Source organism: Sphingomonas sp. SORGH_AS_0870, assembly GCF_031453175.1.
Lineage (GTDB): Bacteria > Pseudomonadota > Alphaproteobacteria > Sphingomonadales > Sphingomonadaceae > Sphingomonas.
In genome coordinates this window covers 199391-223600 of record NZ_JAVIYW010000002.1, presented here as the reverse complement: position 1 = coordinate 223600, position 24210 = coordinate 199391, and the positions used below count along the sequence as shown (strand labels likewise).

Below are 24210 nucleotides of genomic sequence, written 5' to 3'. Positions count from 1 at the left end.
TTGATGCCAACGCTGTTCGATCCCATCGATCTCGGGGCGATCCACGCCCCCAACCGTATCCTGATGGCGCCGCTCACCCGCGCCCGTGCCACCCGCCAGGCGGTGCCGACGCCGATCATGGCGCAATATTACGCCCAGCGTGCGAGCGCGGGCCTGATCATCTCCGAAGCGACCGGCATCAGCCGCGAAGGCCTGGGCTGGCCCTATGCGCCGGGCCTATGGACCGACGAGCAGGTTGCGGCCTGGAAGCCGGTGACCGAGGCGGTGCACAAGGCGGGCGGCCGGATCGTCGCGCAGCTCTGGCATATGGGCCGCCAGGTGCACAGCTCGGTGACGGGGATGCAGCCGGTCTCGTCCTCCGCGACCCGGACCGAGGGGCAGGCGCATACCTTTGAGGGCAAGCAGGATTTCGAGACCGCCCGGCCGCTCGAACTGTCCGAGATTCCGCGTCTGCTCGAGGATTATGAACATGCGACCCGCAATGCGCTGGCCGCCGGGTTCGACGGGGTGCAGATCCATGCCGCCAACGGCTATCTGATCGACGAATTCCTGCGCGACGGTGCGAACCATCGCGAGGACGAATATGGCGGCAGTCCGGAGAACCGCATCCGCCTGCTCCGCGAGATCACCGAGCGGGTGATCGCAGTCGCGGGCAAGGAGCGCGTCGGCGTCCGCCTGTCGCCCAATGGCGACAGCCAGGGCGTGGGCGACAGCGATCCGGCCTCGGTCTTCGTGCCTGCGGCGAAAATGCTGTCGGACCTGGGCATCGCCTTTCTCGAACTGCGCGAGATCGGCCCGGACGGCACCTATGGCAGCACCGACGTACCCAAGCTGTCGCCGCAGATCCGCCAGGTGTTCCAGGGGCCGCTGATCCTGAACAGCGATTTCGACAGCCGGGAAAAGGCGCAAGCCGCGCTCGATTCGGGTGTGGCGGACGGGATCGCGTTCGGCCGTACCTTCCTGGCCAATCCCGACCTGCCCGAACGGCTGCGCACCGATGCGCCGTTGAACGAGAGCGACATGAAGACCTGGTACAGCCAGGGGCCGGAGGGGTATATCGATTACCCCACGCTCGACGAGCAGGCCCGCGCGGCGTGAGTGATGGGGGGCGGGGTTTTCTCCGCCCCCGCAGCATCCCTGCTCCGTTCAGCCTGAGCGACGTCGAAGGCCAGGAAAGTCCGAAGCCGCGAGCGTGAAGCGTGCGCTTCGACTTCGCTCAGCGCGAACGGAGGTGGGGCACTAATCCCCGCTATCCAGCCCGTCGAGAAAGGCGGTCACCTGATCGCGCATCGTCTCGCGGGTCTTGGGATTGAACAGCAGCAGCGGTGCTCCCCAGACGATGGGAATGGCGAATGCCAGCACCACCCAGATGACCACCATCGCCACCAGCCCCGCACCCGCATAACGCAGCTTCTGCATCGCGCCTGAATCCAGGGTCAGCGTGCGCGGCCCCTTGGCGTCGTAGAAGCTGTCGGTCGCCCAGTTTCCCCCGCCATCGAAGCGCAACTTCTGCGGCAGCCGGAAGCGCGGTTTCCCTGCTATGGTGGCCGGACGTGGCGTTCCGGTCCTGCGCACAGGCTTGCCGCCTTGCGTGTCGATCACCTCCAGCCGCCGGCCCCGCTCGACGACGCGAAAGCGGGTGGGCGGCATGTCGGTCATTCCGCGGCACGTCCCCGCCGGGCGCGCCACTGGTCGGCGCTCTGGCCCCAGGCGTCCACCCGGAAACTCTCCAGCGGTGCGGGCAGCCGGACCGGCCCCTCATTCACCGCGCCCAATCGCTGCGCCAGCTTGATCGAGCCCCTATTCTCCGGGTCGATGGTGTGGATCACATGGTCCCAACCCAGCACGTCGACCGCATAGTCGATCGCCGCGACCGCCGCCTCATGGGCATAGCCGCGCCCGGCGAATTCCCGCGCCACGCCCCAGGCCACTTCGCGCCCCGGCCAGCCCTCGGGCTGCCAGGGCCCGATCCGCCCGACCCAGCGGCCGGTGTCGCGCTCGATCACCGAGAACATCGCGAAACCGCGCACGCTCCACGCGCCCACCATGGTGCACAGGCTTCGCCACGCCGCGCCACGCGCCTGCACGCCGCCCAGGAAGCGCATCGTGTCCGCCTCGGCATGGAACGCCGCCCAGGCCTCGAAATCCTCCGCCGAGGGCAGCCGCAGGGTCAGCCGCTCGGTCTGGAGGACGGGCGACGTCACCCGAACCGACCCTTCAGCGCCAGCATCGCGAGCGCCGCCTTGGCCGCCTCGCCGCCCTTGTTCTTCTCGTCCGGGCGGGCGCGGGTCAGCGCCTGCGCCTCGTTCTCGGTGGTGATGATGCCGTTGCCGATGGGCAGCCCGTCCATGGTCAGCGCCATCAGGCCGCGTGCGCTCTCGTTCGACACGATCTCGAAATGATAGGTCTCGCCGCGGATCACCACGCCGATCGCGACGAAGGCGTCGTAGCGGCCCGTGTCCGCCGCCATCGCCACCGCGCCGGGAATCTCCAGTGCGCCGGGGACGGTGATCGTCTCATGGCTATGGCCCGCCTCCTCGATCGCGGCGCGCGCGCCCGACAGGAGCAGGTCGTTCAGATGCTCGTAGAAGCGCGCCTCGACGATCAACACATGCGCCATCAGGCGTCTCCCTCAAAATTTGCGATGCGACGTTCGCCGACGATCGACAGGCCGTACCCGTCGAGCCCGATCAGCGTGTGATGGGTGTTGGTCAGCAGCACCATGTCCTGCACGCCCATTTCGGCCAGGATCATCGCGCCGACGCCGTAATCGCGCAGTTCCTCCATGTCGATCTGCACCTCCTCGCCCGCTTTCAGCCGGACGGCGGTGGTGAAGGCGTCGGTGCGCGGGCGGTTGATGACGACGATCACGCCCGAGCCTTCCTCGGCGATCATCCGCATCGACTTGGCGAGCAGCGCGCCGCGCGATCCGGCCTCGCCGAACACATCGGCAAAGGGCGACAGCGCGTGCATCCGCACCAGCACGGGTTGGGCGGTGTCCAGCTTGCCCTTGACCAGCGCCACCTGTTCGGTGCCCGTCGCCTTGTTGCGATAGGCGCGCGCGGTCCAGGTGCCGCCCCATTCGCTCTCGAAGGTGGCCTCGGACTGCAATTCGACCAGATGGTCGTAGCGGCGGCGATAGGCGATCAGGTCGCGGATCGTGCCGATCTTCAGGTTATGGAGCTGCGCGAACGACACCAGGTCGTCCATCCGCGCCATCGTCCCGTCCTCGTTCATGATCTCGCAGATCACGCCCGAGGGGTTCAGCCCGGCGAGGCGCGCGACATCGACCGCCGCCTCGGTATGCCCGGCGCGCACCAGCACGCCGCCATCGCGCGCGACTAGCGGGAAGACATGGCCCGGCGTCACCAGCGACTCCGGGCCTTGGCTCGCGTCGATCGCCACCGCGATGGTCCGCGCGCGGTCGGCGGCGGAGATGCCGGTGGTCACGCCCTCCTTCGCCTCGATCGAGATGGTGAAGGCGGTTTCGTGCCGCGTCCCGTTCTTGGGACTCATCAGCGGCAGGCCGAGCGTGTCGACCCGCTCGCGCGTCATCGCCAGGCAGATCAGCCCGCGCCCGTGCCGCGCCATGAAGTTGACCTTCTCGGGCGTCGCCATCTGCGCGGGAATGACCAGGTCGCCCTCATTCTCGCGGTCCTCGTCATCGACCAGGATGAACATCCGGCCGTTGCGCGCCTCGTCGATGATCTCTTCAGGGCTGGAGAGGAACCCACGCCGCAGACCGGCCAAGGCGTCGGGATCAGCGGCCACGATAATGCTCCATGCGCTGCAGGTAACGGGCGAGCACGTCGATCTCGATATTGACGCGCTGGCCCTCGGCGATGCCGCCCAGGGTGGTGACGGCGGCGGTGTGCGGGATGATGTTCAGGCCGATGACCGTGCCGTCGGAGCCGTCCTCGACGCTGTTGACGGTCAGCGAGACGCCGTCGACCGTCACCGACCCCTTGGTCGCCATGAAGGGGGCGAGGTCGGACGGAACGGTCACGAAGACGCGGTGCGATCCGCCTTCCTCCGCCACCGATACCACCGTACCGACGCCGTCGACATGGCCGGTGACGATATGGCCGCCCAGCTCGTCGCCCAGCTTCATCGCGCGTTCCAGGTTCAGGCGCCGGCCGCTCGTCCACTGGTCGGCGGTGCGCCCGATCGTCTCGGCCGAGACGTCGACCGCGAACCAGTCGGGGCCCTTCTCGACCACGGTCAGGCAGACGCCCGAACAGGCGATCGACGCGCCCAGGTCGATGGTCGCCGTATCATAGGCGGTGGCGATGACGACTCGCGTGTCGCCGCGCGCCTCGACGGCGGTGACGGAGCCGATGTCGGTGACGATCCCGGTAAACATATCAGTCGCGCTCGTAGACCTCCAACCGGTCGCTGCCAAGCATCCGCGAGTCGGCAAGGTGCCAGCGGCCATGCGCATCGGCCAGCCGGGCCAGCCCGATCGCGCCGATCGCCGCGCGGCCCTCGCCGATCAGGATCGGTGCGCGGTACAGGAGCAGCCGGTCGACCAGATCGGCGGCGAGGAAGGCGGATGCGGCCTGCGCCCCCCCCTCGACCATTAGCCGGTCGACACCCGCCAGATCGGCGATGCCATGGGGCGAGGGGATGGTCTCCCAGCCCGGCGCGGGCGTGCGCGACAACAGGATGCGGCGCGGGCTGCGCGGCTCCAGGCCGGGCAGGCGGACGTCGAGCCGGGGCGAATCGGCCTCCAGCGTGCCGCGCCCGACCAGGATCGCCTCATGGCGGCTGCGTTCCAGATGGGTATGCGCACGCGCCTGCGGCCCGGTGATCCAGCGGCTCTCGCCATCGGGCCGGGCGATCCGGCCGTCGAGCGAGGTGGCGAGCTTCAGCGTGACGAAGGGGCGGCGTTTCGCGCGGCGGGTCAGGAAGCCCGCGATCATGCCCCGCGCCTCCGCCTCGCGCACGCCCGTCGTGACGGCGATCCCGGCGGCGCGGGCGCGGGCAAAGCCGATGCCGTCGGTGCGCGGATCGGGATCGCCCATCGCCGCCACGATCCGCGCGACCCCGGCGGCGATCAGCAGGTCGGTGCAGGCGGGGCCACGGGTCGAGACATGCGCGCAGGGCTCCAGCGTGACATAGGCCGTCGCTCCCCGTGCGGCCTCGCCCGCCTGTGCCAGCGCCATCGCCTCGGCATGGGGGCGGCCGCCCGGCTGGGTCCAGCCGCGCCCGACGACCTGCCCCTCGCGAACCAGCACGCAGCCGACATTGGGATTGGGCGCGGTCCGTCCGACACCGCGATCCGCCAGTGCCAGCGCCGCCCCCATCCAGCGATGATCGGTCAGATGCCCCACTTGTTCAGCGCGTCGTCGACCTTCTTGAACTCGGCCTGGCGCTGATCCCTGGCGGCCTTTTCCTCGGCGATCCGCTGTTTCTTCTTCACATAGTCGATCTTCTGCTGCGCCTTGATCTGCACATCGGTGCGGTCGGCGGGCCATTGTTCGACATAGATGATGTCGGGCTTGTACGGCACCGGCACATAATCGTCGCGCGCAAAGGCATAGATGAAGAAGCCGGTGATGCCGACCGCGATCATCAGGAAGACGAGTTCATAGGGATGGCCGTTGCGACAGGAACAGGCGCAGGTCGCGAATGGCGCGGACGGGCGAGAAGCGGCCGAAGAACGACATGCGGGGGAAGATAGGCGTTGCGGGCCTGGGACGCCAGTGGGGACGGGTTGGTCTCGGTGAGCCCCCTTTGCCCTCCCCCATCCCCTCCCGCCTGCGGGAGGGGAGCGTTGTGGGGCGGGCGCTCCGCATAAGCAAAGAAGCGGGTGCTTGCGGAGGCGCTCATGGGTCGAACTGGGCACGCCCCTCCCGCAGGCGGGAGGGGATGGGGGAGGGAAGGCCCCGGGCCATGCCGCCTCGAACAGCACGAAAAAGGGCGGCCACCGCAGCGACCGCCCCCTTCCATTCCGCAAAGGAAACCGCAGCGTTTACGCGACGGTCTTCATCTTCTCGGCGGCGACCGCGAAGCGGTTGCTCAGCGGCTGGGCGATCTCGCCGGCCAGCTTGATCATGTGCTCGGTCGAGCGCGAGGTCTCGGCGACCAGCGAGTCGAAGGACGAGCGGGCGAAGTCCGACTGGAGCTTCATGAACTCGGTCGGCGACTTGACCGACGACAGCGTCTGCAGCGTCTGGGTCGCGGTCTCGAACGCGCGCTTGGCATAGTCGGCCGCGCCCTGGCCCAGCGTCTCGGCGCCCTTGGCGGCGATCTTCGACGATTCGACGACCGCTTCCAGATTGCCCTTGTTGAAGGCGACCATGTCCTCGAACAGCTTGGCGCTCTTCTCCACGGTGGCCTGGGTGCGGGCCTGGGCGTCGCCGAACATCGCCTGGGTCTTGGCAGTCGCGTTTTCGATGGTGCTCGTGGCGTCCATGATGATTTCCTTGGGCTTTGAGTCCGCCGAAACCGCGGCGGTCGGGGAAGAAACAGAAGCGGTCGGCGCGGCGTCGGGCGCGGGCTCCGCCGGGGCGGGCGCGGGCGCTTCGGCCGGAGCCTCGGGGGCGACCGCCGCGGGCGCCGGTTCGGGAGTCACCGGAACCGGCTCGGGCGCCTGGGCGACCGTCGGAGCCTTGGGTGCCCGAACCGCGACCTTGGGGGCGGCGACCACCGGCTTGGCGGCGGGGGCGTCGACGGCGGTGTCGGAGGGAAGGCCGGGCAGTGTCTTGGCCGTGACCGGCTTGGTCGTGCGACGCGGCTTTGCCGCCGCCTTGGCGGCGGGACCGGTCGGCTTGCTCTTATCCAACACCACTCTCCCGATTTGCTGCGCTGCACAATAATGGTTTCGGCCGAAGTTATCAACAGCCTTTGTGCAGTGCAGCAATCGATTTTAGCGCTGTCGGACGTAGCGTCCCGGTGCGTCGTCCAGCGCGGGCAGGGGGCCTTGGCCGGGTATGCGCGCGCCGGTGGCCTCGACCGTCGCCGAGTCGCGCTCGCGCAGCCATCCGGCCCAATCCGGCCACCAGCTGCCCTTGCTCTCGCGGGCCCCGGCCACGAACTCGGCGAGCGTCGCGGCGGGCTGGTCATTGGTCCAATATTGATATTTGCCCGCCGCCGGCGGGTTGACCACGCCTGCGATATGACCCGACCCGGCGAGCACGAAGCGCAAGGGGCCGGTAAAGGCGTCGGTGATCTTCCACACGCTTTCGGGCGGAGCGATATGGTCCTCGCGCCCCGCCTGGACATAAGCGGGGGTCGTGACCCGGCTCAGGTCGAGCGGCACGCCCGCCACCGCCATCGCGCCGGGCTTCACCAGCAGATTGTCGCGGTACAGGTCGGTCAAATAGCTCAGATGCCATTTGGCGGGCAGGTTGGTGACGTCGCCATTCCAGTGGAGCAGGTCGAACGGCACATAATCGCGCCCTAGAAGATAATTGTTGGTGACGTAGTTCCAGATCAGGTCGCGCCCGCGCAGCAGGTTGAACGTCATCGCCAGATAGCGCCCGTCCAGATACCCCTCGGGCGACAGCGTGCCGATCAGCTTCAGCTGCTCGTCATCGACGAAGTGGAGCAGCTCGCCCGCCTTGGAAAAATCCACCTGCGCAGTGAAGAAGGTGGCGCTGGCGACCTTCTCCGCCTGCCCCTGCGCGGCGAGCCAGGCGAGCGTCGCGGCCAGCGTCGTGCCCGCCACGCAATAGCCGACCGTGTGGACCGACTCGACCGACAGCAGGTCGCGCACCGTGTCGACCGCCTCGACCTGCGCGGTGACGTAATCGTCCCAGATCACGTCCTTCATCGTCGCATCGGCCGATTTCCACGACACCATGAAGACGCTGAACCCCTGGTCGACCAGCCATTTGATCAGGCTTTTCTCGGGCGCGAGGTCGAGGATGTAGAAGCGGTTGATCCAGGGCGGAAAGATGACGATCGGCACCGCCGCCACCTGTTCGGTGGTCGGGGTATAGTGGATCAGTTCGTACAGGTCGGTGCGCTTCACCACCTTGCCCGGCGTCGCGGCCAGGTTGCGCCCGACCTCGAACGCGCGCGCGTCGCTATGGGTCAGCTGGCCGCGCCCCAGATCGGCGAGCATGTTCTGGAGGCCTTTCAGCAGATTCTCGCCGCGCGTCTCGACGATCTTATCGAGCACCTCCGGATTGGTCGCGGGAAAGTTGGTCGGGCTCATCGCGTCGATGAACCCTTGCGCGGCGAAGCGGATCTGCTCCTTCTGCTTCGGCTCGACGCCCTCGATCGCATCGACGCCGCGCAGCATATGGTCGGAGATGACCTGATAGCTTTGCCGGATCCAGTCGAAGAGCGGCGATTGCCACTGCTCAGCCTTGAACCGGCGGTCGGGCCTGGGGGCGGTGCTGGGCTCGGCGGCGGGGTCGACGAATCGCTGCCACAGCTTCATCGAATCGGACCAGAAGTCGCGGACGCGGCCCATCGTCGCGGGATCGTTGAAGCCCGGCACCACCGGCACCCCCTCGGGCGGGGGCGAGAGAGCGGCCTCCATCATCATCTGCTGCGCGCGGCCCATCACCCAGGTCCAGTGTTGCAACTCCTCCAGCGTGGGAAGGGTGGGGGCTGTCGCGGGGCGGGCCGTCATCGCATCCTCTCGTTCGTATGACCCCGTCTTAGCGTCAGGATATTGCGCCGTCATGTCGGGTCGCGTCGGGAAACGAAAGACGCTAAGGTCCGGGTCCCAAATCGTTACACAGAGGGACCCATGTCCGAAGAGTTCTACCGCATCAAGCGCCTGCCGCCCTATGTCATCGCCGAAGTCAACGCGATGCGGGCCGCGGCGCGCGCGGGCGGCGAGGACATTATCGACCTGGGCATGGGCAACCCCGATCTGCCGCCGCCCGACCATGTCCTCGACAAGCTGGTCGAGGTCGCCAAGAAGCCCGACGCGCACGGCTATTCCCAGTCCAAGGGGATTCCCGGCCTGCGCCGTGCCCAGGCGAACTATTATGGCCGCCGCTTCGGCGTCGATCTCGACCCCGAGACCGAGGTGGTCGTGACCATGGGGTCGAAGGAGGGCCTCGCGTCGCTGGCGACCGCGATCACCGCGCCGGGCGACGTGATCCTGGCGCCCAACCCCTCCTATCCGATCCACACCTTCGGCTTCATCATCGCGGGCGCGACGATCCGCGCGGTGCCGACCACGCCCGACGAAGCCTATTTCGAGAGCCTCGAGCGCGCGATGCACTTCACCGTGCCGCGCCCCTCGGTGCTGGTCGTCAACTACCCGTCCAACCCGACCGCCGAGACGGTCGACCTGGCCTTTTACGAGCGGCTGGTGGCCTTTGCGAAGAAGCACGAACTGTGGGTGTTGAGCGACCTGGCCTATTCCGAGCTTTACTATGACGGCAATCCGACGCCTTCGATCCTTCAGGTCAAGGGCGGCAAGGACGTCGCGGTCGAGTTCACCTCGCTGTCCAAGACCTATTCGATGGCGGGCTGGCGAATCGGTTTCGCGGTCGGCAACCGCAAGCTGATCGCGGCGATGACGCGGGTAAAGTCCTATCTCGACTATGGCGCCTTCACGCCGATCCAGGCGGCGGCCTGCGCGGCGCTCAACGGGCCGCAGGATATCGTCGAGAAGAACCGCCAGCTCTATCACAAGCGCCGCGACGTGATGGTCGAGAGCTTCGGCCGCGCGGGCTGGGACATTCCCTCCCCCCGCGCCTCGATGTTCGCCTGGGCCCCGCTGCCCCCGGCGCTCGCGCATCTGGGGAGCCTGGAATTTTCCAAGCAGCTGCTGACCGAGGCCAAGGTCGCGGTCGCACCGGGCGTCGGTTATGGCGAGAATGGCGAGGGCTTCGTGCGCATCGCCATGGTCGAGAACGAGCAGCGGCTTCGCCAGGCGGCGCGCAACATCAAGCGCTATCTGCAATCCATGGGCGTCAACACGCCGGGTTCGGCCAAGGCGGTGTGATGCCTGGCGGCGACGGGTCGATCAGCCCGCCGCCGCCATCCGCCGGCCTTCGGGCTGGCGGCCGGAATGGTGGGCAGGATGGCGGGCGCGCTTGACGGCGTACATGGCGCGGTCCGCTTCGGCCATCAGCCGGTCCAGGTCGCGGTCGACCAGGCCTGCGACCACCCCGATGCTGAGCGAGGGGTAGAGCGGCCCGTCGACGGTCGCCGCCACCGCCCGGTCGAACCGGGCCGACAGCCGCGCGGCGACGGATTGCGCCGCCGCCTGCGAGGCCCCCGGCAGGATACAGGCGAACTCGTCCCCGCCGAGCCGGATCACCATGCCCCGCTCGCCCAGTTCGCGCTGCGCCAGATCGGCGAGCAGCCGCAGCACCGCGTCGCCCGTGGCATGCCCCTGTCCGTCGTTGAGCGCCTTGAAATGATCGATGTCGATCAGCGCCAGCGCGCAGGGGCCCTGCAACCCCGCCTCGATCCGGCCCAATGCGAACCGGTTGCGCGCGCCGGTCAGGCTGTCGCGGCTCGCCTGCTCGCGCAACAGGGCCTGGGTCCGTTCCGACTCCATCAGCAGCAGCGAGAAATGGGTAAGCGTCAGCAGGATCAGCCCGACGCCGATCATCCATTCCTCGACCAGCTGGCCCTCGATCGACCAGGACGGCACGATCAGCGTGACCATCAACGTGCCCGCACGCAGCAGGAAGACCGGCGCGACCGCGGCGAACAGGGCGGCCATGATCCATCCGGTCCGCAACCGCTCGCGCCGCGCGATGCCGATCGCCAGCGCCATGATCCCCAGATAGCTCAGGCCGCGCGTCAGCCCGAGCGTGACGAAGGTCCAGCGGAATTCCTGGGCATCGCCGATCGTCAGCGCGACCGCAGCCAGCATCAGCGCGGCGAGTATCGCGACCAGCAGGCGCGGTACGGCGCGCTCGCCGAACACCGCGACGCTGTGCAGGCTCAGGCACAGGCCGATCATCATCACGATGTTGAGAAGCCGCTCGAAGAACGCGGTATTGCCGTTGCCGATCACCAGGATCAGCACGTTGGACGCGCCGATCAGCAGCTTGCCGCTGCCCCAGTACAGCGCCCATTTCCGGCGTTCGGACCCGGTCACGCCGGGAATCAGATGGATCGCCCCGGACAGCAGATTGCTGAACGCCCCCACGACCTGCAGACTGGCGATATCGAGCGCGAGCATTCCCATCTCATGGCTGGCGCGATCGACATGTCGGGCCGTTGCGACCGGGGCCTAGCACGACAGAGCTTAGAAAATCATTTCGCTTCTCGGTCCATTGGGGCCGAATCGGATTTTTTGGGCCGTGGACGATCCGATCGCACGCGATTCGTCACGAAGGATTGATCCCGGCCGCCCCCAGCCGCTACGGCGGGCGCGATATCGCAAAGGGGCGGATGATGCCCCGTCAGCGCGGCCGATGGGGCCGACGGAGTGAAGAGTGAGCAACGAACTCGAACAAATGCGTGAGCCCCTGCTCGCTGCCATCGCCGATGCGCCCGCGCTCGACGCGCTGGAGGCGATCCGCGTGGACGCGCTGGGCAAGCAGGGTCGCATCACCCAGCTGTTGAAGACGCTGGGCAAGATGAGCCCCGAGGAACGCCAGGTCGAAGGGCCCAAGATCCATTCGCTGCGCGAGGCGGTGACCGAGGCACTCGGCACCCGCAAGGCGGCGCTGGAACAGGCGGCGCTCGACGCGCGCCTCGCCTCGGAACGGCTGGACATGACCCTGCCGGTCGAGGGAAGCGGCTTCGGCACCGTTCATCCGGTCAGCCAGGTCATGGACGAACTGGCGGAGATCTTCGCCGATCTGGGCTTCGCGGTCGCGACGGGTCCGGAGGTCGAGACCGACTGGCACAATTTCACCGCGCTCAACATTCCGGAGACGCATCCGGCGCGCGCGATGCACGACACCTTCTACCTGGCGGGTGTCGAGGCGGGCGGCGACGAGCGGACGGTGCGCCGCGTGCTGCGCACCCATACCTCGCCGGTGCAGATCCGCACCATGCTGGACCAGAAGCCGCCGATCCGCATCATCGCGCCGGGCCGCACCTATCGCTCCGACTCGGATGCGACGCACACGCCGATGTTCCACCAGGTCGAGGGGCTGGTGATCGACAAGGGCATCACGCTTGGTCATCTGAAATGGACGCTGGAGACCTTCCTCAAGGCGTTCTTCGAGCGCGACGACATCGTGCTGCGCCTGCGCCCCAGCTATTTCCCCTTCACCGAGCCCTCGGCCGAGGTCGATGTCGGCTACACCATCGAGAAGGGCAAGCGCGTCATCGGCGGGTCCGGCGGCGGCTGGATGGAAGTGCTGGGCAGCGGCATGGTGCACCCCAAGGTCATCGAGGCATGCGGGCTCGACCCCAATGAGTGGCAGGGCTTCGCCTTCGGCTGCGGCATCGATCGTCTCGCCATGCTGAAATACGGGATGGACGATCTGCGCGCCTTTTTCGACGGCGATATCCGCTGGTTGAAGCATTACGGGTTCGCGAGCCTCGACGTACCCACGCTGTCGGGAGGAGTCGGCGCATGAAGTTCACCCTGGGCTGGCTGAAGAGCCATCTGGACACCGACGCCTCGCTCGACGCCATCGTCGAGGGGCTGACCCGTATCGGCCTGGAGGTTGAGGGCGTGCACAATCCGGGCGAGGCGCTGTCCTCGTTCCGCGTCGCGCGCATCCTGTCGGCCGAGCGGCATCCGCAGGCGGACAAGTTGCAGGTGCTGTCGGTCGATGCCGGTGACGGCCCGATGCAGGTCGTGTGCGGCGCACCCAACGCGCGCGCGGGCTTGGTCGGCGTGTTCGGTGCGCCGGGAGCCTATGTCCCCGGCCTCGACGTCACGCTGAAGGTCGCGGCCATCCGCGGCGTCGAGTCGAACGGCATGATGTGCTCGGCGCGCGAGTTGCAGATTGGCGAGGGCCATGACGGCATCATCGAATTGCCCGAGGATGCGGTGGTGGGCACGTCCTTCCCGGACTATGCGGGCCTCAACGATCCGGTCATCGACGTGTCGATCACGCCCAACCGCCAGGATTGCATGGGCGTCCACGGCATCGCGCGCGACCTCGCCGCCGCCGGTCTCGGCACGCTGATCGCGCCGACCGTGCCGTCGGTCGCAGGCGAGGGCGCCGGTCCCGATGTGCGGATTGAGGATGCTGAAGGCTGCCCGGCCTTCTACGCGCAGGGCGTGTCGGGCCTGACCAATGGCGAGGCTCCCGAATGGATGCGCCAGCGGCTGACCGCGATCGGGCAGAAGCCGATCTCGGCCTTGGTCGACATCACCAATTACATGACGGTCGATCTCGGCCGACCGTTGCACGTCTATGACAAGGCCAAGCTGTCGGGCGCTCTGGTCGCGCGGAAAGCCCGCAAGGGCGAGACGGTCGAGGCGCTCAACGGCAAGACCTATACCCTGTCGGAAGGCATGACCGTCATCGCCGACGATGCGGGTGTCCACGATATCGGCGGCATCATGGGTGGCGAGCATTCGGGCGTGTCGGAGACGACCACCGACGTCATCATCGAATGCGCATACTTCGCCCCCGAGGCGATCGCGCGAACCGGCCAGAAACTCGGCCTGACCTCCGACGCCCGCACCCGGTTCGAGCGGGGCGTGGACCCGGCCTTCCTGGACGACGGCCTCGCCATCGCGACCTTCCTCGTCCAGCATATCTGCGGTGGCAAGGCGAGCAACGTCACGCGGGCCGGTGAGCCGCCGGTCGTGGCCAAGACCATCGCCTATGACCCCAATCTGGCCGAGACGCTGGGCGGCCTCGCCATCGCGGCCGATCGGCAAAAGGCGATCCTCGAATTGCTGGGCTTCACCGTCACTGCCGACTGGCAGGTCACGGCACCGAGCTGGCGTCGCGACGTGGACGGCCCCGCCGATCTGGTCGAGGAAGTCATCCGCATCGAGGGGATCGACCATGTTCCTCCGGTGGCACTCCCCCGCACCCCCGGCGTCGCGCGTCCCACCGCCACGCCGCAGCAGAAGCTGGAGCGTCGCGCCCGTCGCGCCGCCGCCGCGCGTGGCCTCGACGAAGCGGTGACGTGGAGCTTCATCAGCGAGGCGCAGGCCGCGCCCTTCGGCGGCGGCGCCTTCACGCTCGCCAACCCGATCAGCGAGGATTTGAAGGTCATGCGGCCCTCGCTCCTCCCCGGCCTGCTCGCCGCGACCGAGCGCAACATCAAGCGCGGCGCGACCAGCGTGCGGCTGTTCGAGATCGGCCGCCGCTATCTGCAGGAGGCCGAGCGGCCGACGCTGGGCGTGGTGCTGGCGGGTGACAAGGCGCCCCGCAACTGGCGCTCGGGCAAGGCGCAGGGCTTCGACGCCTATGACGCCAAGGCGGAGGCGATCGCGCTGCTCGCCCAGGCCGGTGCGCCTGTGGATAACTTGCAGGTAATGGGCGAGGCGGGCGAGGCCTGGCATCCCGGCCAGTCGGGCACGCTGCGGCTGGGGCCGAAGACGGTGTTGGCGGCGTTCGGCATGGTCCATCCTTCGGTGCTGAAGGCGTTCGATCTGGACGGCACGGTGGCGGCGGTCGAGCTGTATCTCGATGCGATCCCGCCCAAGCGCGCGACCGGCTTCATGCGCCCGGCCTACACGCCCCCGGCGTTGCAATCCGTGAAGCGCGACTTCGCCTTCCTGGTGCCCACCGATCTGGCGGCCGACCAACTGATCCGCGCGGTGCGCGGCGCGGACAAGGCCGCGATCACCGCCGCGCGCGTCTTCGACGTGTTCGCAGGGGCTGGCGTGCCCGAGGGGCACAAGTCGGTCGCGGTCGAGGTGCTTCTGCAACCCTCGCAGAAGAGCTTCACCGACGAGGAACTCAAGGCCATCGCCGACAAGATCGTCGCCGCGGCCGCCAAGCAGGGAGCGCAACTCCGTGGCTAATGAGGAAAACTGGGTCCGTATCGGCAACGACCATCTGTCGGCGGCCATCAATCCGTTCGGCGCGGAGCTGTCCTCGCTGAAGGACGCAGCGGGCCGTGAGCTGATGACCAATGCGGATCCTGCCTTCTGGACCGGCCGCGCGCCGCTGCTGTTCCCGGTGATCGGCGTGACCCGCGACGGCATCCGCCTGAACGGCCAGCACTACCCGATGGCCAAGCACGGTTTCGCCCGCCATTCGACGTTCGAGCTGGTGACGCACGAGGCGACCCGCGCAGTCTTCTCGCTGGGCGACAGCGAGGAAACCCGCACCTCCTATCCCTTCGCCTTCCGGCTGGAGGCGGAGTTCCGGCTGGAGGGAGCGACGCTGGTGATGGAGGTCCGCGTCCTCAACCGGGGCGAGGTGGCGATGCCCGCCAGCTTCGGCTTCCACCCCGCCTTTGCCTGGCCGCTGCCCTATGGCCAGGCACGCGCAGACCACCGGATCATCTTCGAGAAGGAAGAGCCCGCCCGGCTGCGGGAGATCGCGCCCGACGGCCTGATCGCCAAGCCGCTCCGCGACAGCCCGCTCGACGGGCGCGTGCTGCATCTGGCGGACGATCTGTTCACCAACGACGCGCTGGTCTGGGACCCGGTCGAGAGCCGCCACGTCACCTACGGCGCGGACGGCGCGCCGCAGCTGCGCATCGCCTTCCCCGACACCGACAAGCTGGGCATCTGGACCAAGCCCGGCGCCGCCTATGTCTGCGTCGAGCCCTGGCACGGCATCGCCGACCCTGAAGGATTCGACGGCGAGTTCGTCGACAAGCCCGGCGTCTTCGTCGTGCCGGTCGGGGGTGAGAAGGTCATGCAGATGACGATGACGCTGGCGGGGTAAGGGCTCGCTCAACCGCTTGGCCCCCACCCCGGCGGAGGCCGGGGTCCAGTTGCTATGACGTCCGTGGCGAAGTTTCACGTCCTATCATGACCCGCTTGGCAACTGGACCCCGGCCTTCGCCGGGGTGAGGTGGATGCGGAGGGGCGGCATGATCGGCCCCCAAAATCCGGGGCCTGTCTTGTGCCACAATTTGCTGTAACAGGCGGATCATCTCGGGCGCTCGGATGCGCCAATTCCCTATTCGACAGAGCCGCCCATGACTTCCCCCCGCCGTACCTTCGCGATCATCTCGCACCCCGACGCCGGCAAGACGACGCTGACTGAAAAGCTGCTCTATTTCGGCGGCGCGATCCATCTGGCGGGCGAGGTCAAGGCGCGGGGCCAGAACCGACGCGCGCGGTCGGACTGGATGAAGATCGAGCAGCAGCGCGGCATCTCGGTCACCTCCTCGGTCATGACGTTCGAGAAGGACGGCGTGACCTTCAACCTGCTCGACACGCCGGGCCACGAGGATTTCTCGGAGGACACCTATCGCACGCTGACCGCGGTCGACTCGGCCGTGATGGTCATCGACGCCGCGCGCGGTATCGAGGCGCAGACGCGCAAACTCTTCGAGGTATGCCGCCTGCGCTCGGTGCCGATCATCACCTTCGTCAACAAGGTCGATCGCGAGGGGCGCCCGCCCTTCGAGCTGCTCGACGAGATCGCCGACATCCTGGCGCTCGACGTCGCGCCGATGAGCTGGCCGGTCGGCATGGGCGGGCTGTTCGAGGGTATCCTCGACCTGACCACCGGCAAGGTCAGCCGTCCCGAGGGCGACAGCCGGGCGTTCCTGGGCAAGGTCGACGCCGCGCCGACGCTGCCCGCCGAAATCGCCGAGGAGGTCGAGCTGGCGCAGGCAGGCTATGCCGCGTTCGATGGCGAGGCCTATCGCAACGGCGACCTGACGCCCGTGTATTTCGGCTCCGCGCTGAAGGATTTCGGGGTCGCCGAGCTGATCGACGCGCTCAGCCGCCACGCGCCGCCGCCCCGGCCCCAGCCTGCCGAACCCGCCCCCGTCGCGCCGGAGAACAAGGAAGTCACCGGCTTCGTGTTCAAGGTGCAGGCCAATATGGACCCGCAGCATCGCGACCGGATCGCGTTCATGCGGCTCTGCTCGGGCACCTTCAAGCGCGGCATGAAACTGACCCCGACGGGTCATGGCAAGCCGATCGCGGTCCATTCGCCGATCCTGTTCTTCGCGCAGAATCGCGAAGTCGCGGACGAGGCGTTTCCGGGCGACATCATCGGCATCCCCAATCACGGCACGCTCCGTGTCGGGGACACGCTGTCGGAGCGGGCGGATGTCCGCTTCACCGGCCTGCCCAATTTCGCCCCCGAAATCCTGCGCCGCGTCGCGCTGAAGGACCCGACCAAGACCAAGCAGCTGCGGAAAGCCCTGGACGACATGGCCGAGGAGGGCGTGACCCAGGTCTTCTACCCTGAGATCGGGTCGAACTGGATCATCGGCGTGGTCGGGCAGCTCCAGCTCGACGTGCTGCTGTCGCGGCTGGATGCGGAATATAAGGTCGCCGCTGGCCTAGAGCCCGCGCCGTTCGACACCGCGCGCTGGATCACCGCCGAGGACCCCGCCGACCTGAAGGCGTTCATGGACCTGAACCGCTCGGCGATGGCCAAGGATCGCGACGACAACCCCGTCTTCCTCGCCAAGAGCGCCTGGGAGGTCGGCTATGTCGCCGATCGCTATCCCAAGGTCCGTTTCCTCGCGACGCGCGAACGATAAGGGAACCGGCGGGCCGTTTCGCGGCTTCAACGGTCCATGCACGAACAGGGACCCATCATGGACCGTACCGCGATCGAAGCGACCTTCGAGGCCAATGAGAAGCTGATCCGCCGCCGCGCGTTGAAGGCGGGGGCCAAGGCGCTGACCATCGGCACCGAAAGCCTGGCCGAGACGATCGACCAGATCGCCGACGCCTATGCCCTGACCGGCGCGCAGCGGCGTCAGCTGGAACCCGGCATGGCGATCGAGGCACAGGAGATCGTCGGCAAGCTCAAGGGCTTTGTCGGCCCGGCCGCGATCCTGGGCGACCTGCGCGGCGGATCGGGGCTGTTGTCACAGGCGCGGGCGGCGGGACGGCTGGCCAAGACCGCCCGCCGGATCGGCCAGGGCGGGCTGGCGGCGGGCCGGGTCGCGGCGCGCGGCGGCCGCGTGGCGCGCGCGGTGCCTTGGGCGGCGTTGGGCGTCGCGGCCTGGGGCGTGGGCAATGGCGGATGGTTCTGGTGGCGGGCACACGCCTATAACCGGGCATGCCGGGACCTGCTGCTGGGCGAGCAGGGCGGGGTGGTCGTCTCCGCTTGATGAGGGCGGGGCGTGGGCTTCGACTACGCTCAGCCTGAACGGGGTTTGGGATAAGGTACGATTATCCGTTCAGCCTGAGCGAAGTCGAAGGCCACGCCCCGACGCCTAGCGCTCCGCCCGGTCGTCCCAGGCCAATCCCTCGGCCAGCGAGTCGCGAATCGCGCGCAGCATCGTCGCGGGATCGTCCTTCGCCTTAGCCTCGCCCTCGAACAGCTGCTGGACGCCGCGCACGGTATAGCCCTGCTGGTTGAGCAGCCGGTCGATCCGGCGGATCAGCGTCAGGTCGTCAGGGCGATAATAGCGGCGATTGCCCGCCCGCTGCACCGGCTTGAGCTGTGGGAAGCGGCCTTCCCAATAGCGCAGCACATGCTGCGCCACGCCGGTCTCGCGCGACGCCTCACCGATGGTGCGCAGGGCACCATCGGCCTTTCCGCCGTCGGAAGGACGCTCGGGTCTATCCCGCCGCGACAATGCGATCGCGCATCATTTGGCTGGCGCGGAAGGTCAGGACGCGGCGGGGTGCGATCGGCACCTCGATCCCGGTCTTGGGATTGCGGCCGATCCGCTCTCCCTTGTCACGCAGCACGAAGGTGCCAAAACCGGAAATCTTGACATTCTCGCCGCGCGACAGGGCGTCGCACATCTCGACGAGGATCTGTTCGACCACTTCGGCGGAATCGGAGCGCGAGAGCCCCACTTCCTGATGAAGCGACTCGGCAAGATCGGCGCGGGTCAAAGTTCCGGTTTTAGTCATGTCCATCCCCCAATGGTGTCTCAGATTGCGCCTAACACAGCGCAATATGCGACCGAAAGGGATTTATCTCGGTTAAGCAAAATCGATTGTTCAGAAGCGGATTACCGCTGCCCCCCAGGTAAAGCCGCCGCCCATTGCCTCCAGAACGATCAGATCATTTTCCTTGATTCGTCCGTCCCGGACCGCCGTATCCAGCGCCAGCGGAACCGAGGCGGCGGAGGTGTTGGCATGTTGGTCGACCGTGACGACAACCTTTCCAGCGGGAAGGTCCAACTTGCGCGCGGTCGCGTCGAGGATGCGGGCATTGGCCTGGTGCGGCACGACCCAGTCGACATCGGACGACGACAGACCGGCAAGACCCAGCGCCTCTTCCATGACTTGCGCCAGATTGACGACGGCGTGGCGAAAGACTTCGCGCCCCTTCATCCGCAACTTGCCGACCGTGCCGGTGGTCGAGGGACCGCCATCGACATAGAGCAGGCCGTTGTGGCGGCCGTCGGCATGCAGCCGGGTCGCCAGGATGCCGCGGCCCTGGGCGTCGTCGCTCTCGCGCGCCTCCAGCACCATCGCGCCCGCGCCGTCGCCGAACAGGACGCAGGTGGTGCGATCCTCCCAGTCGAGGATGCGGCTGAAGGTTTCCGCGCCGATCACCAGCGCGCGCCGCTGCACGCCGCTGCGCAGCATCGCGTCGGCGACCTGCACCGCATAGAGGAAGCCCGAGCAGACGGCGGCGACGTCGAACGCGACGCAGTCGTTGATGCCCAGCATCGCCTGGACCTTGGTCGCGGTGGCGGGGAAGGTCTGGTCGGGGGTGGCGGTGGCCAGGACGATCAGGTCGATGTCCTGGGCCGACAGGCCGGCGGCGGCGATCGCGGCCTTGGCGGCGTCGGCGGCCAGCGTCGCGGTCGTCTCCTCGGGGCCTGCGATATGGCGGAAGCGGATGCCGGTCCGCTCGACGATCCACTCGTCGGAAGTGTCGACCTCCTGCGCCAGTTCCGCGTTCGACACCCGCCGGGTGGGAAGCGCCGAGCCCGTGCCGGTGACGATCGAGCGTATCATGCCGCAGCCTCGAAGTTCAGGAGATCCTCGGCGATCCGCCGGGTCAGGTCGGCGCGGACCATCTTGGCCGCATTGCCGATCGCGGTGGCGACGCCCAGTTCGGTCGCGCCGCCATGGCTCTTCACCACCAGCCCGTTCAGGCCGAGAAAGACCGCGCCATTGTGGTTGTTGGGGTCGAGATGGTCGCGCAGCAATTCGGTGGCGGGGCGCGAGATCAGGAAGCCGATCTTCGACCGGGTCGAGGAGCGGAAGGCGCGCTTGAGCAGGTCGCCGACGAATCGCGCGGTGCCCTCGGCGGTCTTGAGCGCGATATTGCCCGCAAAGCCGTCGCACACGATCACATCGACCTCGCCACGGGCAAGCTGGTTGCCCTCGATGAAGCCGGTGAAGTTGAGCGGGAGATGGCTCTGCCCGCGCAGCACGGCGGCGGCGTCGCGAATCTCGTCGGTGCCCTTCTGGTCCTCGGACCCGATGTTCAGCAGCGCGACGCGTGGATTGTCGAGTTCGAGGAGCGTGCGGGCATAGGCCGCGCCCATCACCGCGAACTGGACGAGGTTGCGCGCATCGCACTCGGTATTGGCGCCGAGGTCGAGCATGACGACGTCATTGTCGCCGAGCGTGGGCAAGGGCGCGGCGAGTGCGGGCCGGTCGATGCCGGGCAGGGTGCGCAGCGACAGCTTGGCCATCGCCATCAGCGCGCCGGTGTTACCCGACGAGACGGCGGCGGCGGCGCGGCCGCGCTTCACCAGATCGATGGCGATGCCCATCGACGTGACGCGCGCACGCCGGATCGCCTGGCTCGGCTTGTCGCTCGAGCCGACGACCTCGGGTGCGTGCACGATCTCGGACGCGGCGGACAGGTTGGGATGGGACTTCAGCCCCTCCGCAATCTGCGTCTCGTCCCCGACCAGCAGGAAGCGCATGCCTTCGAAGCGGCGTCGCGCTCTGGCGACACCGGCCAGCATCACGGCCAGCCCGTCGTCGCCGCCCATCGCATCGACGGCGATCCAGGCGTTATCGGCCATGCGTTCCTCTAACGGTCGTTATTGCCAGGAAGAGGGGATCAGCCCTCGACCGACACGACCTCACGGCCGTTATAGTGGCCGCAAGCGGTGCACAGATTGTGCGGACGCTTCAGCTCGCCGCAGTTCGGGCATTCCTGGAACGCGGCGATCGACAGCGAGTCGTGGCCACGGCGCATGCCGCGCTTGGAGGGCGAAGTCTTTCTCTTGGGGACGGCCATTGCGGCACCTTATCAATTCGAACAATGGGTGGAATACGCCACGGTCAGCACCCATTGCGCGCCCGGATCGAAGACCCGGCCGCGTGAGCACCCAGCCGGACGCATCGCGAAGCCCCGCGCCTATAGCGAGTTTTGCCGATGTTGCAAGCATCGCCGCAGAATGGCACGCGGTGTTCGGGTTCAATCGACGGAGAATATGGCGCTTATGGTCCTGCCGGTCACGCTCAGCATCGCGGCGGCCGCCGCGCTGGTCAATCTGTGGCTCGCGCTGCGAATCGTCGTCGGGCGGTTTCGCGGCAAGATCCTGATCGGTGACGGGGGCGATTCGCGACTCGTGGCGGGGATGCGCGCCCAGGCCAACTTCGTCGAATATGCGCCCTTCGTCCTGATCCTGATGGGGCTGATCGAGCTGGCGGGCGGCGCGCGCTTCTGGCTGTGGGTGCTGGGCGGCGCGTTCATCGTCGCGCGGATCGGCCATGGCTGGGGCATGACGCGGCCCGCGCCCAATGTCGGTCGCGCGGGCGGGGCGATCGGAACCTGGGCGATCCTGGCCTTGTTGGCCGGCTGGGCGATCGGGATCGTCTATACCGCGCAGGCCGTGCCTGTCGCGACCACCACCGTCGTAAGGATCGACCGCTGATGATTCGCTTTCCCCTGATCGGCCTGGCCGCCGTCGCGCTGACTGCCGCCGCCCCCGACCCCATCTCGCCCGCGCGGCTGTCGGCGGATGTGAAGACGCTCGCCTCCGACGCCTTTGAGGGGCGCGCGCCGGGCACCCCCGGCGAGGCGAAGACCGTCGACTGGCTGGTCGCGCAGTTCAAGGCGATGGGGCTGCAACCCGGCGGTCCGAACGGACAATGGACCCAGCCGGTGCCGCTGATCCGCACCCAGATCGGGCAGGGGACGATGCGCGCGGGCACGATGCCGCTCGTTCAGGGGCAGGGCGTCTATGTCTCGACCGTGCGGCCCGTCGACCGGGTGGCGATCGCGAACGCGCCGATGGTGTTCGTCGGGTACGGCGTCCACGCGCCCGAGCGCGGCTGGGACGATTTCAAGGGCGTCGACCTGAAGGGCAAGATCGCGGTCTTCCTGGTCAACGATCCTGATTTCGAGGCTGCCCCCGGCGACGACGCCAAGGGGAAGTTCGGCGACCGGCGGATGACCTATTATGGCCGCTGGACCTATAAATATGAGGAAGCCGCGCGACAGGGCGCGATCGGCGCGCTGATCGTCCATGACACGCCGGGCGCGGGCTATGGCTGGGCGACGGTGACGGCCCCGGCGGGCGAGAATTACGATATCGTCCGCGCCGATCCGACCTCGCGCGTGCTGCTTCAGGGCTGGCTGTCGGGCGAGGCGGCGACGAAGCTGTTCGCCGCCGCCGGGCTCGACCTGGCGCAGCAGCGTGCCCGCGCGCGGCGGGCCGATTTCCGCCCCGTCACGCTGGAGGGGCAGCGATTCTCCGCCGATCTGCCGGTCAAGACGGTGCGCGCGGAGAGCCGCAACGTGCTGGCCAGGCTGCCCGGTAGGACGCGCCCCGACGAGGTGGTGATGTTCGGCGCGCATTGGGACGCCTATGGCAAGGGCGCGCCGGACGCGCAGGGCCGGGTGATCCGGCCGGGCGCCAATGACGATGCGCTGGGCGTGGCGGGCGTGCTGGAACTGGCGCGCGCGTTCAAGGCGGCGCCGCGCACCGACCGCAGCCTCGTCTTCGCGCTGTGGACCGGCGAGGAGCGCGGCCTGCTGGGGTCCGAGACCTATGCAGTCAATCCGGTCACGCCGCTGGCCAAGACGGTCGCGAACCTGACGCTGGACATCCTCCAGACGGCGGGACCGTCGCGGGACGTGATGCTGGTCGGGGACGGCCAGAACGACCTGGAGGACCGGCTGAAGGTCGCCGCCGCCGCGCAAGGACGCACGGTGACGCCCGAGGCGCTGCCCGAGCGCGGGCTGTTCTACCGTGCCGATCACTTCTCGGTCGCGCGGCGCGGTGTGCCGACGCTGCTGCTGATGGCGATCAGCGGCGCGCCCGATCTGGTGGCCGGGGGACGCCCGGCGGGGCAGGCATGGCTCGACGCCTATATGCGCTGCTACCACCAGACCTGCGACGCCTGGGATTCGACCTGGGACCTGCGCGGGGCGGCGGCGGATGTCGGCCTGTTCTACCGGATCGGGCGCGATCTGGCGGATGGACGGGACTGGCCCGAGTGGCGCGCGGGGTCCGAGTTCAAGGCGATTCGGGCGGAGAGTGAAGCCGTCCGGCGGTGAGGTGATTCCCTTGGCCTTCGACGTCACTCAGGCTGAACGGGGTAGGGTGAGCTTTTACCCCAAACCCCGTTCAGGCTGAGCGTAGTCGAAGCCCACGCCCCACCTCACCCCAGATGACAAAGGCCCCAGCCTGCGCTGGGGCGGCGGGTCAAAGCCCCAAGACCCGGTCCGCAACGAAGGCATTGCTCTGCCGCTCATGCCCGAAGGTGCTGGGCTGGCCATGGCCGGGAATGAAGGCGGTCTCGTTGCCCAGCGGCCAGAGCTTCTCGACGATCGAGCGGATCAGCGTGTCGTGATCCCCGCCGGGCAGGTCCGAGCGCCCGACCGAGCCCTGGAACAGCACGTCGCCGACCAGTGCGAAATGCGACGGCGCATGGTGGAAGATCACATGCCCGCGCGTATGCCCCGGCGTCTCGTACACATCGAGCGTCAGGTCGCCGATCGTCACCGTGTCGCCCTCCGACAGCCAGCGGGTCGGCTCCAGCACCTGGGCAGGGATGCCATAAGCCTGGCCGTCCTCGTCCAGCCGCGCGAGCCAGAAGCGATCCTCCTCCTGCGGACCCTCCACGGGCACGCCCAGCATATCGGACAGCGCCTTGGCGCCGCCCGCATGGTCGATATGACCATGGGTCAGCAGGATTTTTTCCACCGTCACGCCGGTCTTGGCGATGGCATCCCGGATGCGCGGCAGATCGCCGCCGGGATCGACCACCGCCGCCTTCATCGTCGCGGTGCACCAGACGATCGAGCAATTCTGCTGAAGCGGGGTGACGGGGACGATCGCGGCGCGCAGCGGCGGATTTTGCAAGGGGTCGGTCATCCC

The 24210-nt window shown here is 68.1% G+C and carries 25 protein-coding genes; 9 read left to right on the top strand and 16 right to left on the bottom strand.

Annotated elements, in window-relative coordinates; translation table 11 throughout:
• Positions 1-3: 3 nt before the first annotated feature.
• On the top strand, positions 4-1098 hold the full coding sequence (locus QE363_RS01415) for an alkene reductase (protein WP_309691078.1): 1095 nt from the start codon (positions 4-6) through the stop codon (positions 1096-1098).
• A 141-nt stretch (positions 1099-1239) separates the two neighbouring features.
• Here the strand turns inward: QE363_RS01415 and QE363_RS01410 are convergent, their stop codons facing one another.
• The 9 genes from QE363_RS01410 to QE363_RS01370 all read right to left on the bottom strand — a co-directional run bounded on the left by QE363_RS01410 (position 1240) and on the right by QE363_RS01370 (position 8587).
• The gene (locus tag QE363_RS01410; RefSeq protein WP_309691076.1) at positions 1240-1659 is read right to left on the bottom strand and encodes a hypothetical protein; all 420 of its coding nucleotides are present in this window, start codon (positions 1657-1659) and stop codon (positions 1240-1242) included.
• Positions 1656-2204, bottom strand: coding sequence for a GNAT family N-acetyltransferase (locus tag QE363_RS01405; protein WP_309691074.1), 549 nt, complete (start codon positions 2202-2204; stop codon positions 1656-1658). Before QE363_RS01405 ends, QE363_RS01410 begins: the two co-directional genes overlap by 4 nt.
• Positions 2201-2620: a 6,7-dimethyl-8-ribityllumazine synthase gene (gene ribH / locus QE363_RS01400; protein WP_056436225.1), complete on the bottom strand. Its 420-nt coding sequence runs from the start codon at positions 2618-2620 to the stop codon at positions 2201-2203. The genes QE363_RS01405 and ribH overlap by 4 nt, the downstream gene beginning before the upstream one ends.
• Positions 2620-3771, bottom strand: a complete 1152-nt coding sequence (gene ribB, locus QE363_RS01395; RefSeq protein ID WP_309691063.1) for a 3,4-dihydroxy-2-butanone-4-phosphate synthase — start codon at positions 3769-3771, stop codon at positions 2620-2622. The genes ribH and ribB overlap by 1 nt, the downstream gene beginning before the upstream one ends.
• Positions 3761-4363 carry a riboflavin synthase gene (locus QE363_RS01390; protein ID WP_309691062.1) on the bottom strand — a complete coding sequence of 201 codons (603 nt, stop codon included), beginning with the start codon at positions 4361-4363 and terminating at the stop codon, positions 3761-3763. Before QE363_RS01390 ends, ribB begins: the two co-directional genes overlap by 11 nt.
• A gap of 1 nt (position 4364) precedes the next feature.
• Positions 4365-5306, bottom strand: a complete 942-nt coding sequence (gene ribD / locus QE363_RS01385; protein WP_309698035.1) for a bifunctional diaminohydroxyphosphoribosylaminopyrimidine deaminase/5-amino-6-(5-phosphoribosylamino)uracil reductase RibD — start codon at positions 5304-5306, stop codon at positions 4365-4367.
• A gap of 14 nt (positions 5307-5320) precedes the next feature.
• A complete protein-coding gene (locus QE363_RS01380; RefSeq protein WP_309691059.1) occupies positions 5321-5575 on the bottom strand; it encodes a hypothetical protein in 255 nt (84 codons plus the stop codon).
• A 399-nt stretch (positions 5576-5974) separates the two neighbouring features.
• Entirely contained in the window at positions 5975-6790 is an 816-nt protein-coding gene (locus QE363_RS01375) for a phasin family protein (RefSeq protein ID WP_309691057.1), read from the bottom strand.
• Between the two features lie 81 nt (positions 6791-6871).
• A complete protein-coding gene (locus QE363_RS01370; RefSeq protein WP_309691054.1) occupies positions 6872-8587 on the bottom strand; it encodes a class I poly(R)-hydroxyalkanoic acid synthase in 1716 nt (571 codons plus the stop codon).
• Positions 8588-8707: 120 nt separating this feature from the next.
• On the opposite strand from QE363_RS01370, the gene QE363_RS01365 reads away from it, so the two are divergent.
• Positions 8708-9919 (top strand): LL-diaminopimelate aminotransferase, encoded by a 1212-nt coding sequence (locus tag QE363_RS01365; protein ID WP_307101582.1) that lies wholly within the window; start codon positions 8708-8710, stop codon positions 9917-9919.
• Positions 9920-9940: 21 nt separating this feature from the next.
• On the opposite strand, the gene QE363_RS01360 is transcribed toward QE363_RS01365, so the two are convergent.
• Complete coding sequence (locus QE363_RS01360; RefSeq protein WP_309691049.1) at positions 9941-11113, bottom strand: GGDEF domain-containing protein; 1173 nt, start codon at positions 11111-11113, stop codon at positions 9941-9943.
• 277 nt (positions 11114-11390) lie between these two features.
• On the opposite strand from QE363_RS01360, the gene pheS reads away from it, so the two are divergent.
• The 5 genes from pheS to QE363_RS01335 all read left to right on the top strand — a co-directional run bounded on the left by pheS (position 11391) and on the right by QE363_RS01335 (position 18063).
• Positions 11391-12467, top strand: coding sequence for a phenylalanine--tRNA ligase subunit alpha (pheS, locus tag QE363_RS01355; protein ID WP_309691045.1), 1077 nt, complete (start codon positions 11391-11393; stop codon positions 12465-12467).
• Positions 12464-14827 carry a phenylalanine--tRNA ligase subunit beta gene (pheT, locus tag QE363_RS01350; protein ID WP_309691042.1) on the top strand — a complete coding sequence of 788 codons (2364 nt, stop codon included), beginning with the start codon at positions 12464-12466 and terminating at the stop codon, positions 14825-14827. Before pheS ends, pheT begins: the two co-directional genes overlap by 4 nt.
• Positions 14820-15701, top strand: coding sequence for an aldose 1-epimerase family protein (locus QE363_RS01345; RefSeq protein WP_309691039.1), 882 nt, complete (start codon positions 14820-14822; stop codon positions 15699-15701). Before pheT ends, QE363_RS01345 begins: the two co-directional genes overlap by 8 nt.
• Positions 15702-15957: 256 nt before the next feature.
• A complete protein-coding gene (locus tag QE363_RS01340) occupies positions 15958-17484 on the top strand; it encodes a peptide chain release factor 3 (RefSeq protein WP_309691036.1) in 1527 nt (508 codons plus the stop codon).
• Positions 17485-17541: 57 nt separating this feature from the next.
• Positions 17542-18063, top strand: a complete 522-nt coding sequence (locus QE363_RS01335; protein ID WP_309691033.1) for a hypothetical protein — start codon at positions 17542-17544, stop codon at positions 18061-18063.
• Positions 18064-18168: 105 nt separating this feature from the next.
• Here the strand turns inward: QE363_RS01335 and QE363_RS01330 are convergent, their stop codons facing one another.
• The 5 genes from QE363_RS01330 to rpmF all read right to left on the bottom strand — a co-directional run bounded on the left by QE363_RS01330 (position 18169) and on the right by rpmF (position 21119).
• Entirely contained in the window at positions 18169-18534 is a 366-nt protein-coding gene (locus QE363_RS01330) for a MerR family transcriptional regulator (protein WP_307101568.1), read from the bottom strand.
• Entirely contained in the window at positions 18518-18817 is a 300-nt protein-coding gene (locus tag QE363_RS01325) for an integration host factor subunit alpha (RefSeq protein WP_307101566.1), read from the bottom strand. The genes QE363_RS01330 and QE363_RS01325 overlap by 17 nt, the downstream gene beginning before the upstream one ends.
• 90 nt (positions 18818-18907) lie before the next feature.
• A complete protein-coding gene (locus QE363_RS01320) occupies positions 18908-19876 on the bottom strand; it encodes a beta-ketoacyl-ACP synthase III (protein WP_309691029.1) in 969 nt (322 codons plus the stop codon).
• On the bottom strand, positions 19873-20901 hold the full coding sequence (gene plsX / locus QE363_RS01315; RefSeq protein ID WP_309691027.1) for a phosphate acyltransferase PlsX: 1029 nt from the start codon (positions 20899-20901) through the stop codon (positions 19873-19875). The genes QE363_RS01320 and plsX overlap by 4 nt, the downstream gene beginning before the upstream one ends.
• Before the next feature lie 38 nt (positions 20902-20939).
• A complete protein-coding gene (gene rpmF / locus QE363_RS01310; RefSeq protein ID WP_230482852.1) occupies positions 20940-21119 on the bottom strand; it encodes a 50S ribosomal protein L32 in 180 nt (59 codons plus the stop codon).
• A 205-nt stretch (positions 21120-21324) separates the two neighbouring features.
• Between rpmF and QE363_RS01305 the strand changes: the two genes are divergently transcribed.
• Together QE363_RS01305 and QE363_RS01300 are read left to right on the top strand one after the other, a co-directional pair.
• Complete coding sequence (locus tag QE363_RS01305; protein ID WP_307104673.1) at positions 21325-21759, top strand: MAPEG family protein; 435 nt, start codon at positions 21325-21327, stop codon at positions 21757-21759.
• The gene (locus QE363_RS01300) at positions 21759-23387 is read left to right on the top strand and encodes a M28 family metallopeptidase (RefSeq protein WP_309691025.1); all 1629 of its coding nucleotides are present in this window, start codon (positions 21759-21761) and stop codon (positions 23385-23387) included. Before QE363_RS01305 ends, QE363_RS01300 begins: the two co-directional genes overlap by 1 nt.
• 148 nt (positions 23388-23535) lie before the next feature.
• Here QE363_RS01300 and QE363_RS01295 read toward each other — a convergent pair whose 3' ends face one another.
• Positions 23536-24207 carry an MBL fold metallo-hydrolase gene (locus tag QE363_RS01295; protein ID WP_307101557.1) on the bottom strand — a complete coding sequence of 224 codons (672 nt, stop codon included), beginning with the start codon at positions 24205-24207 and terminating at the stop codon, positions 23536-23538.
• Between the last annotated feature and the right edge of the window lie 3 nt (positions 24208-24210).

Bases quoted from the DNA above. Each gene is read 5' to 3' on its own strand.
- QE363_RS01415 (WP_309691078.1), top strand. From the start codon at position 4: ATGCCAACGCTGTTCGATCCCATCGATCTCGGGGCGATCCACGCCCCC.
- QE363_RS01410 (WP_309691076.1), bottom strand. From the start codon at position 1,659: ATGACCGACATGCCGCCCACCCGCTTTCGCGTCGTCGAGCGGGGCCGG.
- ribH (WP_056436225.1), bottom strand. From the start codon at position 2,620: ATGGCGCATGTGTTGATCGTCGAGGCGCGCTTCTACGAGCATCTGAAC.
- QE363_RS01390 (WP_309691062.1), bottom strand. From the start codon at position 4,363: ATGTTTACCGGGATCGTCACCGACATCGGCTCCGTCACCGCCGTCGAG.
- ribD (WP_309698035.1), bottom strand. From the start codon at position 5,306: ATGGGGGCGGCGCTGGCACTGGCGGATCGCGGTGTCGGACGGACCGCG.
- QE363_RS01380 (WP_309691059.1), bottom strand. From the start codon at position 5,575: ATGATCGCGGTCGGCATCACCGGCTTCTTCATCTATGCCTTTGCGCGC.
- QE363_RS01370 (WP_309691054.1), bottom strand. From the start codon at position 8,587: ATGACGGCCCGCCCCGCGACAGCCCCCACCCTTCCCACGCTGGAGGAG.
- QE363_RS01365 (WP_307101582.1), top strand. From the start codon at position 8,708: ATGTCCGAAGAGTTCTACCGCATCAAGCGCCTGCCGCCCTATGTCATC.
- QE363_RS01360 (WP_309691049.1), bottom strand. From the start codon at position 11,113: ATGCTCGCGCTCGATATCGCCAGTCTGCAGGTCGTGGGGGCGTTCAGC.
- pheS (WP_309691045.1), top strand. From the start codon at position 11,391: ATGCGTGAGCCCCTGCTCGCTGCCATCGCCGATGCGCCCGCGCTCGAC.
- pheT (WP_309691042.1), top strand. From the start codon at position 12,464: ATGAAGTTCACCCTGGGCTGGCTGAAGAGCCATCTGGACACCGACGCC.
- QE363_RS01340 (WP_309691036.1), top strand. From the start codon at position 15,958: ATGACTTCCCCCCGCCGTACCTTCGCGATCATCTCGCACCCCGACGCC.
- QE363_RS01335 (WP_309691033.1), top strand. From the start codon at position 17,542: ATGGACCGTACCGCGATCGAAGCGACCTTCGAGGCCAATGAGAAGCTG.
- QE363_RS01325 (WP_307101566.1), bottom strand. From the start codon at position 18,817: ATGACTAAAACCGGAACTTTGACCCGCGCCGATCTTGCCGAGTCGCTT.
- QE363_RS01320 (WP_309691029.1), bottom strand. From the start codon at position 19,876: ATGATACGCTCGATCGTCACCGGCACGGGCTCGGCGCTTCCCACCCGG.
- plsX (WP_309691027.1), bottom strand. From the start codon at position 20,901: ATGGCCGATAACGCCTGGATCGCCGTCGATGCGATGGGCGGCGACGAC.
- rpmF (WP_230482852.1), bottom strand. From the start codon at position 21,119: ATGGCCGTCCCCAAGAGAAAGACTTCGCCCTCCAAGCGCGGCATGCGC.
- QE363_RS01305 (WP_307104673.1), top strand. From the start codon at position 21,325: ATGGTCCTGCCGGTCACGCTCAGCATCGCGGCGGCCGCCGCGCTGGTC.
- QE363_RS01300 (WP_309691025.1), top strand. From the start codon at position 21,759: ATGATTCGCTTTCCCCTGATCGGCCTGGCCGCCGTCGCGCTGACTGCC.
- QE363_RS01295 (WP_307101557.1), bottom strand. From the start codon at position 24,207: ATGACCGACCCCTTGCAAAATCCGCCGCTGCGCGCCGCGATCGTCCCC.